A 15953-nucleotide genomic window follows, 5' to 3' on the forward strand; every position below is an offset into this window, starting at 1 on the left:
AAATAGCTCGTAAAAGCAGTTGTTCGTAAAATGAAGAACTGCTTTTTGATTATGGTATAATGAAGTAAGAAAATACCTCAACCTACTAGAAAATGAAGGGAGAACGCCTATGCCAAGACCAAAAACAAAAGAGGAGCTAGTGTTAGCCTCTAAGGAAAACTATGAGAAGCTCAATCGCTTTATCTCTAAATTAAGCGAAGAGGAGCTACAGACTCCTTTTGATTTTTCAAAAGATCAAAAGAAAAAAGAAGCTCACTGGAAAAGAGATAAAAATCTAAGAGATGTTCTGATCCATCTCTATGAATGGCATCAGTTACTTTTGACTTGGGTACATTCCAATCAAAAGGGTCATAAAAGACCTTTTCTCCCTGAACCTTATAATTGGAAAGCTTATGGGGAAATGAATGTCGCTTTTTGGAAGAAGCACCAGAGAACGTCCTTAGAAGAAGTGACCAAACTCCTCAATCAATCACATAAAGAGGTTTTAGAGTTGATGGAAGACTTCAGCAATGACGAATTGTTCACAAAAGGTGTCTATAAGTGGACGGGAGGAACAAGTCTAGGCTCCTACTTTGTGAGTGCCACTTCCAGTCACTATGATTGGGCTTTGAAAAAACTCAAAGCTCATCAAAAGAATTGTAAGTCCTACTAGTTAAAGTGAGTATGAAGTTTAGAAAAAGGTCTTCTAAGCTTCGAATTGCTTCATTCTCGTTATTTTTGAACAATTCTAGCTTTAGAATCCTTCTAAAATTAAAATTTAGGGTTGTCATAAACTTAGAATAGCACCAAAACATTTATATCAATGCAATTCTAAGTTTAGAATTACACTGATATTAAAGGAATTGAGCTGTTCGATGCTTAGAATGCCTTTGTTCTGAGAAATGTTGACTAGAAAATGGTTCGAATGGCTTTTTTCTGATATAGGATGATAGATAGATGGGGGAAATGATGAACATACAAAAAGAGAAAGTTAGAAAAGAGTTGGTGTCCCTCTGTTTTGGAGAGTTCACAGCCGTCCTATCCATTTGGTTTTGCTTTTTCCTTTTGAAAAATCGGCTTGGTGACGTGAATAGTCTAGTAACCATTCTCTATCCTTTGTCTTTACTGACATTTATATTGCTTCAAGGTTCAATCTATTGGGCGATTTTGATTAGAAGACTCTCGAAACCTCAGTTCGGAAGCGCTAGTGTCCCCAAACTATATGGTGGTTTCAGAATACTAGACCTTGTTTTACTTATTTCAGGCTTTCCTTTTATAGTCTGGAACACCCAGAGTTTCCAAGTGGCTATCTTAGCTACACTGATACAACTTTTTGCCCTAATCGAATGGGTTAATTATTACCTCGTACGCCTATCTTATAGCTTGAATCCACTTGTATTATGGAAACGAATTGCAAAGGGAAAACTTGAAAAAAGCAAAATAGCCAAGGAGTTGGGGTAGGGGAGTGTAGTATTGGAGGGTTTAAGGTATTCAAACAATGTTACCTTCAAATTTTCATTTATACTATAATGTTCTTAATGAAACTCAGAAAGGAAGCTCAATGTTCAATAAATTTCTACTCTTCGAAATTACTTAATGGAATAAATCAAATAGTTATAGAGAATGTGCAAAAATGAATGAAAAATTACTTTTCTATGTTATTACTCACCTCTAGTCAACCATTAAAAATACTGATTTGATTTTTGTGATGAAAGTCAGGATCTTCACCAGATTTGCTAGTCATGATGAGTTGATGGCATTGATTGGTTTTTACCACGATTGACATAATCGTTAGTTTTCTCAAATGGCTTAATTATTATTTTTGAAAGGTCTTTTATGGAAAAAATTCTATCTTTAGGTCTGACAGGTAGGAAATTACTTGCTCAGGGTTTCTTATTTGTTCTTCTAGGTCTTATCTTGATGGTTACGGGGACTTGGTTGCCAGTAACGGTTATTCGACTGGTTCTGTTTTTAGCTTGGATAGCAACGGTCTTAGATTTAGTATTACGTATTTTCAAAAAAAGTCAGTCAACGGACACCTTGGGAGTTGCACTGGTTAAATTGTTAGTGCTGGGATATTTGCTAGGCTCGAATCTTGCGACGGATGTGCCGATTTATATTTTGGCTCTTGTGATTGGAGTTTATCAGATTTTTCATGCTACTATCAACCTTGTCACCTATGTTCTCTACCGCAAAAACAAAATTCGACCTCGTTTTCGTCTCTTACTAGATGGACTCGTACTAGTTTTTCTTGGTGGGACTAGTCTTTTGTCCTCTACAGGAAATTCTGTCTTTCAACTCTTTGTATTAGGGGCTTATTTTTTCCTTTATGGTGTGTCCAATATCCGTGACGGTTTCTTGTTTGAGGAGGAAATTGGGAAAAACCATCTCAAACGTCGTGTAAGAATGAGCTTACCTATTGTCCTAGCCGCTCTCATCCCTGCAAGTACTTTAGCAAAAATCAATAAATTCATGCAGGAAAATGCTGATGAGAGAGAGGATATCCATCTTGGAATGGTGAAGTCTGGTAAGACAGCGGAGCTTGAAATTTTTGTTCATACAGCTGAGACCTCTCTGTTTTCGGCAATTGGTCATGTGGATATATGCTATCAAGGCCGTGTTATTTCTTATGGCAACTATGATCCGTCTTCTGAGATCTTATTTGGCATGGTAGGAGATGGTGTCTTATATTTCTGTGATCGTGACAAGTACATTGACCTATGTAAACGTGAGAGTCAAAAAACGCTTTTTGGTTATGGGATAGATTTGACGCCTGAAATGGAAAAAGCAGTTCAGAAAAAGTTGGCTGAATTGAAACAACTGACGATTCCATGGGAGCCAAGTGCAGATAAAATCATGACAGGTGATGGTAAGGAAGACTACACCTACGCTTATAAAATCAGACATGAGACAGATGGGGAACTTTATAAATTTATCAAATCTAAGTTTAAATCCTACTTTGTCTTATCTACAAACTGTGTGCTCTTGGCTGATACCATAGTCGGTCAGGCTGGCACCGATATCCTCTCACCCAAAGGATTTATCGCTCCAGGAACTTACCAAGCCTACCTTGATCGAGAGTTTGAAAAACCAAATAGTATAGTCGTATCTAAACATGTTTATTAAGGAGAATTTATGAACTTAGTTAAAAAATATACCCCGTTAATCCTTTTTATAGGGCTGGTTGCTCTTGTAATTCTGAATGCATCGAGCTTTATATCAGGAGCAATCTCTCTCTTTGATGTAACATCAACCTTGATTTATGGTGCTGTTATTGCTTTTGTGCTTAATGTTCCTATGAAAAAAATTGAACAGTTCCTAGTTAAAATGAAGGTAAAGGCAGAGTTGTGTCGTCCTATTGCCATGGTTCTTGTTTTCCTAGCTCTTATCTTGATCGTGATTGGTCTTTTGGTTTTGATACTGCCAACCCTATCTCAGACTATTAGTCAGCTGGGAACAGTCCTTTCAACTGTCCTCACTAAACTTGGGAAATTGCTAGACAGCTCGGAATTTGTAACCAAAGACATGTTGTCAACTATCGTATCAGGCATACAGGGACAATCTAGTTCTATTAGCCAAGCTTTGATAGGTTTTTTATCAGGTCTGACTAGTAATATCGGCAATATTTTTTCAAGTTTGATGAATGCCTTTTTGATTATAGTCTTCACCTTTTTATTTTTATCCAGTAAGGAACATTTGGCAGCGATGACGAGTCGACTTCTAAAAGTTTTTCTTCCAGAGAAGGTGGTGATAAAGTTGACTTACATTGGACAAGTAGCACTAGAGACTTATGACCAATTTTTGATGAGTCAGCTGATTGAAGCAGTTATCATAGGAGTTATGATAGCGGTTGGTTACAGCGTGTTTGGGATACCCTATGGAGTAATGACAGGTATCTTTGCAGGAGTGCTATCGTTCATTCCTTATGTAGGGCCTATGATTGCTTGTGTTGTGGGAGCGATTTTTATCTTCACAGTGAGTCCTACTCAAGCCTTACTTTCTCTTCTTCTATATCAAGTTATACAGCTGATTGAAGGAAACCTTATTTATCCTAGAGTTGTAGGTCAGTCTATTGGTTTGCCAGCTATTTTCACGCTTGCGGCTGCTAGTATTGGAGGCAATCTCTTTGGCTTACTTGGGATGATATTCTTTACACCGATATTTGCTGTTATCTATCGATTGGTTAAGGAATTTGTCGTTGCAAAGGAAAATCAGCTAGATAAAAAATAAATTTAATGAGACTTGTTAAATAAATTATCTGTGTGAAAGAAGAAAATAAAATAATTACTTGGACTTTGTCTCTTTTCCTGTTTTGAAGGTTCATGAGACTATTTTATCTCCTTAGAAAGGAAAACTTCAAATTGCCCTACAAATTTCTCCTCTTCGACCTTGACCACACCTTGCTTGATTTTGATGCTGCTGAGGATGTGGCTTTGACGCAACTTCTAAGGGAAGAAGGAGTTGCGGATATTCAAGCCTATAAAGACTATTACATTCCTATGAACAAGGCTCTCTGGAAAGACTTGGAGCAAAAGAAAATCAGTAAACAAGAACTGGTTAACACGCGCTTTTCTCGTTTATTTGCTCATTTTGGACTGGAGAAGGACGGTGTTATACTTGCCCAGCGTTACCAGTTTTATCTCGCACAGCAGGGACAAACTCTTTCGGGCGCTCATGAACTCTTGGACAGCCTTATCGAACGTGATTATGACTTGTATGCTGCGACAAATGGTATTACTGCTATTCAGACAGGGCGTTTGGCTCAATCAGGTCTGGCTCCCTATTTCAACCAAGTCTTTATCTCTGAGCAATTACAAACACAAAAACCTGACGCACTATTCTATGAAAAAATCGGTCAGCAAATTGCAGGATTTAGTAAAGAAAAGACGCTGATGATTGGAGATTCCTTAACGGCTGATATTCAAGGTGGCAATAATGCTGGGATTGACACCATTTGGTATAACTCTCATCACCTCGAAAATCACACACAAGCCCAGCCGACTTATGAAGTTGAGTCTTACTTAGCTCTACTAGAACTTTTAGATAAACTGTAAAAAGTGGTTTAGATAGCCACTTTTTGCTATAATAGAGGCAGGAAAAACGAAGGAGTTGGCTATGCAACACTCATCTTGGCATGCTTTGATTAAGGAGCAATTACCTGAGGGTTATTTCGGGAAAATCAATCAGTTTATGGATCAGGTCTATGCTCAGGGAACTGTTTATCCACCTAAGGAAAAAATTTTTCAGGCTCTATTGACTACACCGCTTGAAGAAGTTAAGGTGGTGATTCTAGGGCAAGACCCCTATCACGGGCCAGGTCAGGCTCAGGGCTTAAGTTTTTCTGTTCCTGACTCTATCCCAGCTCCGCCATCCTTGCAAAATATCTTGAAAGAATTGTCAGATGATATCGGGGTTAAGAAATCACATGATTTGACGTCTTGGGCTGAGCAAGGAGTCTTACTTCTCAATGCTTGCTTGACGGTTCCTGCTGGTCAGGCCAATGGTCATGCTGGGCAGATATGGGAGCCTTTTACAGATGCTGTGATTCAGGTGGTCAATAATCTGGATAGGCCAGTAGTCTTTCTACTCTGGGGTGCTTATGCACGCAAGAAGAAGGCCTTGGTTACCAATCCTCACCACTTGATTATCGAATCAGCCCATCCCAGTCCTCTATCGGTTTACAGAGGATTTTGGGGTTCCAAGCCTTTTTCCAAGGCCAATGCATTCTTAACAGAGACAGGACAAGAGCCAATCGATTGGCTTAGATAAGGAGAAAATATGCCTCAGTTAGCGACGATTTGCTACATTGATAACGGAAAAGAACTGCTCATGCTCCATCGTAATAAGAAGCCTAATGATGTCCACGAAGGCAAATGGATTGGCGTGGGGGGTAAGCTGGAGCGAGGAGAGACACCTCAGGAGTGCGCAGCGCGTGAAATCCTCGAAGAAACAGGGCTCAAAGCCAAGCCAGTTCTAAAAGGTGTCATCACTTTTCCAGAATTCACGCCAGATTTAGACTGGTACACCTATGTTTTTAAGGTGACGGAGTTTGAGGGTGACTTGATTGACTGCAATGAGGGGACGCTAGAATGGGTTCCCTATGATGAAGTTTTGAGCAAGCCAACTTGGGAGGGTGACCACACCTTTGTTGAGTGGCTTTTAGAAGATAAACCCTTCTTTTCAGCAAAGTTTGTTTATGATGGGGATAAATTGTTGGATACCCAAGTTGATTTCTATGAATAAAGGAGAAAGCAGATGTTACTAATCAAAAATGGTCGTGTAATGGATCCCAAGTCTGGTTTGGATCAAGTGTGTGATGTTTTGGTCCAAGACGGGAAAATTGTCAAAATTGCCTCTGACATCAAGGAAGAAGGAGCAGAGGTGCTTGATGCTACGGGGCTTGTAGTTGCACCTGGCTTGGTTGATATCCATGTCCATTTCCGTGAACCTGGTCAAACACACAAGGAGGACATCCATACTGGTGCTCTAGCAGCTGCTGCAGGTGGTTTCACAACGGTTGTCATGATGGCTAATACTAGTCCAACTATTTCGGATGTAAAAACCCTGAAAGAAGTTCTCCAGTCTGCTGCCAAGGAAAAAATCAATGTCAAGACGGTTGCGACCATTACCAAGAACTTTAATGGTCAAGACTTGACTGATTTTAAGGCACTTTTAGAAGCTGGAGCCGTTGGATTTTCAGATGATGGAATTCCGCTTGAAAGCAGCAAGGTTCTCAAAGAAGCCTTGGAAACTGCTAAAAAACTTGGCACCTTTGTTTGTCTACACGAGGAAGATCCCGGCTTGAACGGCATTCTTGGCTTTAACGAAAACATCGCTAAAGACCACTTCAAGATCTGTGGTGCGACAGGGGTAGCAGAATACGCTATGATTGCGCGTGATGTCATGATTGCCTATGCAACTAAGGCCCATGTTCACATCCAGCATTTGTCTAAGGAAGAAAGTGTCAAAGTAGTGGAATTCGCTCAAGGTTTGGGAGCGCAAGTCACAGCAGAAGTGGCACCACAACATTTTTCTAAGACAGAAGCTCTTCTTTTAACTCAAGGAAGCAATGCCAAAATGAATCCTCCGCTTCGTTTGGAGTCAGACCGCCGTGCCGTTATCGAGGGCCTCAAGTCAGGTGTTATCACGGTTATCGCAACGGACCACGCGCCTCACCATGCAGATGAGAAAAATGTAGAAGATATCACCAAAGCGCCATCTGGTATGACTGGTTTGGAAACCTCTCTATCTCTCGGCTTGACTTATTTGGTGGAAGCTGGTGAGTTGAGTTTGATGGAATTGCTTGAAAAAATGACTGTCAATCCAGCCAAACTTTACAACTTTGAAGCAGGCTACTTAGCTGAAAATGGTCCGGCGGACATCACTATCTTTGATGACAAGGCTGATCGTACTGTTGGTCCAAACTTCGCTTCGAAATCAGCTAATTCTCCATTTATCGGGGAAACTTTAAAAGGGCAGGTCAAATATACTATCTGTAAGGGACAAATCGTCTACCAAAACTAGATGGGATTCTGCTCTATAAACTATAAGAATAGAGAGCGTATATGTATCGAACCCATCAATTTAAAGATAAGTTTGTCTTATTTCTTAAGATATTTTTCCCTATCCTGATTTATCAATTTGCCAATTATTCTGCCTCTTTTGTCGATACAACAATGACTGGGCAGTACAATACCATGGACTTGGCTGGTGTTTCAACTGCAACGAGTCTCTGGAATCCTTTCTTTACCTTTTTAACAGGGATTGTTTCGGCCATGGTTCCCATCATAGGCTATCATATAGGACGGGGGAAAAAGAACGAAGTGGCATCTGACTTTTACCAATTCATCTATTTAGCTTTTGGGCTGTCTTTGGTTTTGCTTGGCATGGTGCTTTTTCTAGCGCCTCCAGTTTTAAACCATATCGGACTAGAAGCCCAAGTGGCGGTAGTCTCAGTTCGTTATCTTTGGTATTTGTCTATCGGAATTATCCCCTTGTTGCTCTTTAGTGTTATCCGATCGCTACTTGATTCTCTCGGTTTGACCAAGCTATCCATGTACCTCATGCTCTTATTGCTACCTTTAAATTGTGGGTTTAACTATTTGTTGATCTACGGTGCCTTTGGGTTTCCAGAGTTAGGTGGAGCAGGAGCAGGGCTAGGAACCTCACTTGCCTATTGGTGTCTACTGGGAATTTCCATCATCATCTTGGTCAAGCAGAAAAACCTAAAAGAACTTCATTTAGAACAAGGTGCCCCTCTGAATTTAGAGAGAATTATGGAGGGAATTCGCTTGGGATTACCAATCGGTGGAACTGTTTTTGCTGAGGTCATCATTTTTTCAGTCGTTGGTTTGATTATGGCTAAGTTTTCGTCTATGATTATTGCTAGCCACCAGTCAGCCATGAACTTCTCGACACTCATGTATGCTTTTCCCATGAGTATTTCTTCTGCCATGGCCATCGTTGTTTCTTATGAGGTGGGGGCTAAGCGTTTTGATGATGCTAAGACCTATATCAAACTTGGACGTTGGATAGCACTGATATTTGCAGGCTTTACATTGAGCTTTCTCTATATTTTGAGAGATGTCGTAGCCAGTTTATATGGCAATAATCCTGACTTCATTGAACTAACATCTACCTTCCTAACTTATAGTCTATTTTTCCAGTTAGCTGACACCGTTGCAGCTCCTTTACAAGGAATACTGAGAGGCTATAAAGATACTGTTGTTCCCTTCTATCTAGGAGTAATTGCTTACTGGGCTGTTTCCATTCCATTAGGCTTATTCCTAGATCATGTGACAACTTTGGGAGCCTATTCTTACTGGATTGGTCTAATAGCGAGTTTGGTCGTTAGTGCTATCCTCTATCAATGGCGTTTGCAAACAATTATGAAAAGATTTGAAGTTTCCAATGTCAAATAAACTTTGTGAAAAAATAATCTAACTAAAGAAAATCCCTGTTAAAACGGGGATTTATTTTTTTACCTTGTGAAATTTTATCGGTCATATACTTTGACAGTGTATACTAAAAAAGGTAAAATAGTAAGGTAAGTACAAAGTTAGAAAGGCAAGATTATGTCAACTTTAGATAAAAATCTTTTGCTAGAGATGTTCCGTAAGATGGAAGAAATCCGTCGCATGGACTTAAAAATCGCTCAGTTAGTGAAAAAGGGAAAAGTACCCGGTATGACTCACTTTTCTGTCGGAGAGGAAGCTGCTAACGTTGGAGCGATGCTGGCTCTTAACCCAGATGATCTGATTACCTCAAATCACCGTGGTCACGGTCAAGCTATCGCCAAAGGGATTGACCTCAACGGAATGATGGCTGAAATCCTTGGGAAATACACTGGAACCTGTAAAGGAAAAGGTGGTTCCATGCACATTGCTGACCTTGATGCTGGTAACCTTGGTGCCAATGGTATCGTAGGTGGTGGTATGGGAATCGCTGTTGGTGCAGCTCTCAGTCAGCAGATGCAACATACTGGTAAAATCGTTGTCTGCTTCTTTGGAGATGGCGCGACCAACGAAGGTGTTTTCCATGAAGCAGTGAACATGGCTTCTATTTGGAAACTTCCTGTTATTTTCTACTGCATTAACAACGGTTATGGAATCTCTGCGGATATCAAGAAAATGACCAATGTAGAGCACATTCATCAACGTAGCGCTGCTTATGGAATTCCTGGAATGTTTATTGAAGATGGAAACAATGTCATCGATGTCTATGAAGGATTTAAGAAGGCTGTAGATCATGTTCGTGGTGGCAATGGCCCAGTCTTGATCGAAAGTGTAACTTATCGCTGGCTTGGTCACTCATCATCTGACCCTGGTAAATATCGTACCCGTGAAGAAGTGGAACTGTGGAAACAAAAAGACCCAATCGAAAACCTTCGTAACTACCTCGTTGAAAATAATATTGCGAGTGCCGAAGAATTGGAAGAAATCCAATCGCAAGTCAAGGAAGCGGTAGAAACTTCTGTTAAATTTGCGGAAGAAAGTCCATTCCCACCACTTGAATCCGCATTTGAAGATATTTACGCAGACTAAGGAGAAAGAGATAAAAATGGAAACAAAAACAATGTCGTTCCGTGACACCATTATCCTTGCTATGTCTGAGGAAATGCGTCGCGATGAAAATGTATTCTTGATGGGAGAAGACGTCGGTGTCTTTGGAGGAGACTTCGGAACTTCTGTTGGAATGCTCGAAGAATTTGGTCCAGAACGTATCCGTGACTGTCCTATTTCTGAAGCTGCTATCTCTGGAGCAGCAGCAGGAGCGGCCATGACAGGCCTTCGTCCAATCGTCGATATGACCTTCATGGACTTCTCAGTCATTGCCATGGACAATATCGTTAACCAAGCCGCTAAAACACGTTATATGTTTGGTGGTAAAGGTCAGGTTCCAATGACAGTTCGATGCGCAGCTGGTAACGGTGTCGGTTCTGCAGCTCAGCACTCGCAGTCTCTAGAGTCTTGGTTTACTCATATTCCTGGTCTTAAGGTTGTAGCTCCAGGTACACCTGCTGACATGAAAGGACTTCTCAAGTCTTCTATCCGTGATAATAACCCTGTTATCATTCTTGAGTACAAGTCAGAATTTAACCAAAAAGGGGAAGTACCAGTTGATCCAGACTATACAATCCCACTTGGAGTTGGGGAAATCAAACGCCAAGGTACAGATGTAACTGTTGTTACTTATGGTAAAATGCTTCGCCGAGTTGTTCAAGCTGCTGAAGAATTGGCAGAAGAAGGAATTTCGGTTGAAATTGTTGACCCACGTACCCTTGTACCGCTTGATAAGGATATCATCATTAACTCAGTTAAGAAGACTGGTAAGGTGGTTCTTGTCAACGATGCTCACAAAACAAGTGGCTATATCGGAGAGATTTCAGCAATTATTTCAGAGTCAGAAGCATTTGACTATCTAGATGCACCAATCCGCCGTTGTGCCGGAGAAGATGTGCCAATGCCTTACGCGCAAAACCTAGAGAATGCAATGATTCCAACAGTTGAAAGCATCAAAGATGCCATCCGAAAAACTTATAACAAAGAATAAGATTGTATAAATTAAATTATGTAAATTTTTAAAGATTTTAACTTTAGTAACTTAAGATATGTTTTGTATCCAAGTTGCTTGTAGAGTTGAATTCGGACGGAGGTCTGTGAAAAAAAGATAGATTTCCTTGTGTTCATCGAACACATCGTCAATCTCCTATTTTTTCATTGCCCTCTTCGTCCTTAATATCTTATATTCGAACACGGGCTAAAAGCTCGGAAAAAAGATAAATCTTCTTGGCTTTATCGAAGCCTGCGTAGATTTCCTATTTTTCAGTCGCTTTTTACGCCCTTAGTATCATAATTAGAATTGGAGAGGTCATGGCTGATGACAAGCTAAGAGCGACTCCTGCGGCTAGAAAGTTAGCGGATGATCTAGGTATCAACCTCTACGACGTTTCTGGCTCAGGTGCAAACGGTCGTGTCCACAAAGAAGACGTGGAAACTTATAAAGACACAAACGTGGTTCGCATTTCGCCACTTGCAAAACGAATTGCCCTCGAACACAATATTGCTTGGCAAGAGATTCAAGGAACTGGCCATCGTGGCAAGATTATGAAGAAGGACGTTTTGGCCTTGCTTCCTGAAAATATTGAAAACGATACTATCAAGTCTCCTGCTCAAATCGAAAAAGTGGAAGAAGTTCCAGACAATATCACTCCTTATGGTGAGATTGAGCGTATCCCGATGACGCCAATGCGTAAGGTTATTGCCCAACGTATGGTTGAATCCTACTTAACTGCGCCGACCTTCACGCTCAACTACGATGTGGATATGTCAGAAATGCTGGCGCTTCGCAAGAAGGTTCTTGATCCGATTATGGAAGCAACTGGTAAGAAAATTACGGTTACTGATCTTCTTTCACTGGCTGTTGTTAAGACTTTGATGAAACATCCTTACATCAACGCTTCATTGACAGAAGACGGCAAGACCATTATCACTCATAATTATGTCAACCTTGCTATGGCAGTTGGAATGGATAATGGATTGATGACACCTGTTGTTTATAATGCTGAAAAGATGAGCCTTTCAGAGTTGGTTGTAGCCTTCAAAGATGTCATTGGTCGTACCTTGGATGGTAAATTGGCTCCAAGTGAACTTCAAAATTCAACATTCACAATCAGTAACTTGGGAATGTTTGGCGTTCAGTCCTTTGGTCCGATCATCAACCAACCCAACTCAGCCATTCTGGGTGTAAGTTCGACAATCGAGAAACCAGTTGTTGTCAATGGTGAGATTGTTATCCGACCAATCATGAGTCTGGGATTAACCATTGACCACCGTGTCGTAGATGGTATGGCTGGTGCTAAGTTTATGAAAGACTTGAAAGCCCTGATTGAGAATCCGATCTCAATGTTGGTTTAAAAAATACAGTATTTATTTTTAAAGATATAGATAAAGGAAGTAAGACATGGCCTTAGAAGTAATTATGCCAAAAGCCGGCGTGGATATGACAGAAGGACAAATCGTCCAATGGAATAAAAAAGTCGGTGAATTTGTAAAAGAAGGAGAAATCCTTTTGGAAATCATGACTGACAAAGTCAGCATGGAATTGGAAGCCGAAGAAGATGGCTACCTGATTGCCATTCTCAAGGGTGATGGCGAAACTGTCCCTGTAACGGAAGTTATCGGTTACCTTGGTGAAGAAGGGGAAAATATTCCAACAGCTGGAGCAGCTGCGCCAGAAGCTAGCCCGGCGCCTGCAGTTAGTGCCTCAAACGAAGACGGCAAGAGCGATGATGCCTTTGATATCGTTGTGATTGGTGGGGGTCCTGCTGGATATGTAGCGGCTATTAAAGCAGCCCAACTTGGTGGTAAGGTTGCCCTTGTTGAGAAATCTGAACTCGGTGGAACCTGCTTGAACCGTGGCTGTATCCCAACCAAGACCTACCTTCACAACGCTGAAATCATCGAAAACATCGGTCATGCAGCAAACCGTGGTATCGTCATCGAAAATCCAAACTTCACTGTTGATATGGACAAACTTTTAGAAACTAAATCTAAAGTTGTCAATACCTTGGTAGGTGGTGTTGCAGGACTCCTTCGTAGCTACGGAGTTACTGTTCATAAGGGTGTTGGTACCATCACTAAAGATAAGAATGTCTTAGTTAATGGTTCAGAATTGCTTGAAACCAAGAAAATCATCCTTGCTGGTGGTTCAAAAGTCAGCAAGATCAACGTTCCTGGCATGGAATCATCACTTGTGATGACCAGTGATGACATTCTTGAAATGAACGAAGTACCAGAAAGCCTCGTAATCATCGGTGGTGGAGTTGTCGGTATCGAACTCGGTCAGGCCTTCATGACATTTGGTTCAAAAGTGACTGTTATCGAAATGATGGACCGTATCGTTCCAGCTATGGATGCGGAAGTTTCTAAGAATCTTCGCTTGATTTTGGAACGCAAAGGCATGACTATCTTGACAGGTACAAAACTGCAAGAAATCATCGAGGAAAACGGTCAACTTCGTATCAAAGTTGAAGGAAAAGATGATATCACCGCAAGCAAAGCACTTCTTTCAATCGGTCGTGTTCCAGACCTTGAAGGTATTGGAGATGTTGAGTTTGAATTGGATCGTGGTCGCATCAAGGTCAACGAATACATGGAAACTTCTGTTCCAGGTATCTATGCACCAGGTGACATCAATGGTACCAAGATGTTAGCGCACGCAGCCTTCCGTATGGGTGAAGTAGCAGCTGAAAATGCCCTTAAAGGAAATCATGCTGTTGCCAAATTGAACTTGACTCCTGCAGCCATCTACACTCTTCCTGAAGTAGCAGCAGTAGGTCTAACTGAAGAACAAGCTCGCGAAAAATACGATGTCGCTATCGGTAAATTCAACTTTGCTGCCAACGGTCGTGCCATTGCATCTGATGCTGCTCAAGGTTTCGTAAAAGTTATCGCTGATAAGAAATACGGGGAAATCCTTGGTGTGCACATCATTGGTCCTGCAGCCGCAGAATTGATTAACGAGGCATCAAGCATTATCGAAATGGAAATCACTGTTGAAGAAATGCTGAAGACTATTCACGGACACCCAACCTACTCTGAAGTGATGTACGAAGCATTTGCGGATGTTTTAGGAATGGCTATCCATTCACCTAAGAAAAAATAAAACGAAGATAGACTAGGCTGGAAAGATATTTTCCAGTCTCTATCGTATAAAGGGATATCATGAAATATATTATCAATCATTCAAACGACACTGCCTTTAATATTGCTTTGGAAGAATATGCCTTTAAACACCTTTTGGATGAGGACCAAATCTTCCTTCTTTGGATTAACAAACCTTCTATCATTGTAGGTCGTCACCAGAATACTATTGAAGAAATTAACCGTGATTATGTTCGAGAAAATGGTATTGAGGTAGTCCGTCGTATCAGTGGTGGTGGAGCTGTTTATCACGATTTAAACAACCTCAACTACACCATCATTTCAAAAGAAGATGAAAACAAGGCCTTTGACTTCAAGAGCTTCTCAACTCCAGTTATCAATACCTTGACTCAACTCGGTGTTAAAGCTGAGTTCACAGGTCGTAACGACCTTGAGATTGACGGAAAGAAATTCTGTGGCAATGCCCAAGCCTATATCAATGGGCGTATCATGCACCACGGTTGCTTGCTCTTTGATGTTGATTTGTCAGTCCTTGCTAACGCCCTCAAGGTTTCAAAGGACAAATTTGAGTCAAAAGGTGTGAAATCCGTCCGTGCCCGTGTAACCAATATTATCAATGAATTGCCAGAAAAAATCACAGTTGAAGAATTTCGTGATTTGCTATTGGAATACATGAAAAAAGAATACCCTGAGATGACTGAATACGTTTTTTCTGAACAAGAATTGGCGGAAATCAACCGTATCAAGGATACCAAGTTTGGAACTTGGAACTGGAACTACGGTAAATCACCTGAATTTAACGTCCGTCGTGGAACAAAATTCACTAGTGGTAAGGTTGAAGTTTTTGCCAACGTCATTGAATCAAAAATCCAAGATATCAAGATCTATGGTGACTTCTTTGGTATCGAAGATGTTGCTGCAGTAGAAGATGTCCTTCGTGGAGTGAAATACGAACGCGAGGATGTTCTTAAGACTCTAGAAACCATTGATATTACACGCTACTTCGCTGGTATTAGCCGAGAAGAAATCGCTGAAGCAGTAGTAGGATAATAAAAGAATCCATTTAAGATGGATTCTTTTATTACATTTAGACTTGATAATCAAGCTGATTAGAGTATAATAGAGAGGAAAAATGAAAAGGAGTTATTCATTAATGTTAGAAATTCCAGTAGAAAGTCTTAATCTATTTGAACAGTTAGACCGCAATGTTGTTGCTTTTTATAGAAATGAAGAAATTTCCCAAACAGAAAGTTTAAATATAAGTATCACACAAGAACATTATGATAAGAAAAATAAAGAGCTGCAGCCTTTAGGATACCAAGCTGTTCAAATACCTTTAGGAATGGCTTTAGATAATGTAATCCAGCAAGCCTATTTCCAAAATCTTATAATTGGCGGTCTTCTTCCCGATGAAATCAAAGTAAAGAAAGAGGACTTAATGCCTTTGAAAGACATTGTTGATAGTTTTTGTATTATGTACGCTGCAGCAAATAACCGACTGGAAAATGGTAAAGCTTATGAACTGATGAAGGATAAGACAGTGTATTTTATTGGTAAACTGTTGACTGACAGTCTTAAAAAAGGTGACGAAATTTCGTATATGGGAATCGAAAGAGAATCAGCTGATGGAACTTCTTATGAAGCAGTAAAATGCTTTCTAACTAAAGAGAGCGCTGAGCAATATAATGATGCAAAAAGACCAGTAAGCCACGCAAATTTAGCTTATCTGAAAGCCTTTTGGGGTAATCCAGTAATAATCGAGCCCCATCGTAACTACTGGATTGAGTTTAAATAAACAAAAAACGAAAG

15 protein-coding genes are annotated in these 15953 nt (G+C 40.5%); all 15 read left to right on the top strand.

From position 1 onward, the window contains the following. Positions 1-109 precede the first annotated feature (109 nt). Positions 110-652 carry a ClbS/DfsB family four-helix bundle protein gene (locus ACVBD2_RS05115; protein ID WP_132973371.1) on the top strand — a complete coding sequence of 181 codons (543 nt, stop codon included), beginning with the start codon at positions 110-112 and terminating at the stop codon, positions 650-652. A gap of 284 nt (positions 653-936) precedes the next feature. Beyond that, positions 937-1440: a hypothetical protein gene (locus ACVBD2_RS05120; RefSeq protein WP_132973373.1), complete on the top strand. Its 504-nt coding sequence runs from the start codon at positions 937-939 to the stop codon at positions 1438-1440. 375 nt (positions 1441-1815) lie between these two features. Next, positions 1816-3105, top strand: a complete 1290-nt coding sequence (locus ACVBD2_RS05125) for a hypothetical protein (RefSeq protein WP_000411457.1) — start codon at positions 1816-1818, stop codon at positions 3103-3105. 9 nt (positions 3106-3114) lie between these two features. Beyond that, a complete protein-coding gene (locus ACVBD2_RS05130) occupies positions 3115-4209 on the top strand; it encodes an AI-2E family transporter (protein ID WP_461686268.1) in 1095 nt (364 codons plus the stop codon). Positions 4210-4340: 131 nt separating this feature from the next. Further along, positions 4341-5033 (top strand): pyrimidine 5'-nucleotidase PynA, encoded by a 693-nt coding sequence (pynA, locus tag ACVBD2_RS05135; RefSeq protein ID WP_461686269.1) that lies wholly within the window; start codon positions 4341-4343, stop codon positions 5031-5033. Between the two features lie 61 nt (positions 5034-5094). Continuing rightward, positions 5095-5748, top strand: coding sequence for a uracil-DNA glycosylase (locus ACVBD2_RS05140; protein ID WP_461686270.1), 654 nt, complete (start codon positions 5095-5097; stop codon positions 5746-5748). Positions 5749-5757: 9 nt separating this feature from the next. Next, positions 5758-6222, top strand: coding sequence for an NUDIX hydrolase (locus tag ACVBD2_RS05145; RefSeq protein ID WP_001135768.1), 465 nt, complete (start codon positions 5758-5760; stop codon positions 6220-6222). Positions 6223-6234: 12 nt separating this feature from the next. After that, entirely contained in the window at positions 6235-7503 is a 1269-nt protein-coding gene (locus tag ACVBD2_RS05150) for a dihydroorotase (RefSeq protein ID WP_461686271.1), read from the top strand. 41 nt (positions 7504-7544) lie between these two features. Then, positions 7545-8900 (top strand): MATE family efflux transporter, encoded by a 1356-nt coding sequence (locus ACVBD2_RS05155; RefSeq protein ID WP_461686272.1) that lies wholly within the window; start codon positions 7545-7547, stop codon positions 8898-8900. 153 nt (positions 8901-9053) lie between these two features. Next, positions 9054-10022 carry a thiamine pyrophosphate-dependent dehydrogenase E1 component subunit alpha gene (locus ACVBD2_RS05160; RefSeq protein WP_461686273.1) on the top strand — a complete coding sequence of 323 codons (969 nt, stop codon included), beginning with the start codon at positions 9054-9056 and terminating at the stop codon, positions 10020-10022. Positions 10023-10038: 16 nt separating this feature from the next. Then, positions 10039-11031, top strand: coding sequence for an alpha-ketoacid dehydrogenase subunit beta (locus ACVBD2_RS05165; protein WP_000448706.1), 993 nt, complete (start codon positions 10039-10041; stop codon positions 11029-11031). Positions 11032-11351: 320 nt separating this feature from the next. Next, positions 11352-12395: a dihydrolipoamide acetyltransferase gene (locus tag ACVBD2_RS05170; protein WP_268709441.1), complete on the top strand. Its 1044-nt coding sequence runs from the start codon at positions 11352-11354 to the stop codon at positions 12393-12395. Between the two features lie 46 nt (positions 12396-12441). Further along, entirely contained in the window at positions 12442-14145 is a 1704-nt protein-coding gene (lpdA, locus tag ACVBD2_RS05175) for a dihydrolipoyl dehydrogenase (protein WP_461686274.1), read from the top strand. A gap of 59 nt (positions 14146-14204) precedes the next feature. Further along, positions 14205-15194, top strand: a complete 990-nt coding sequence (locus tag ACVBD2_RS05180) for a lipoate--protein ligase (RefSeq protein ID WP_461686275.1) — start codon at positions 14205-14207, stop codon at positions 15192-15194. A gap of 103 nt (positions 15195-15297) precedes the next feature. After that, positions 15298-15939 (top strand): hypothetical protein, encoded by a 642-nt coding sequence (locus tag ACVBD2_RS05185; RefSeq protein ID WP_000890072.1) that lies wholly within the window; start codon positions 15298-15300, stop codon positions 15937-15939. The last annotated feature ends 14 nt before the right edge of the window (positions 15940-15953 follow it).

The organism is Streptococcus sp. KHUD_018, from assembly GCF_054861215.1.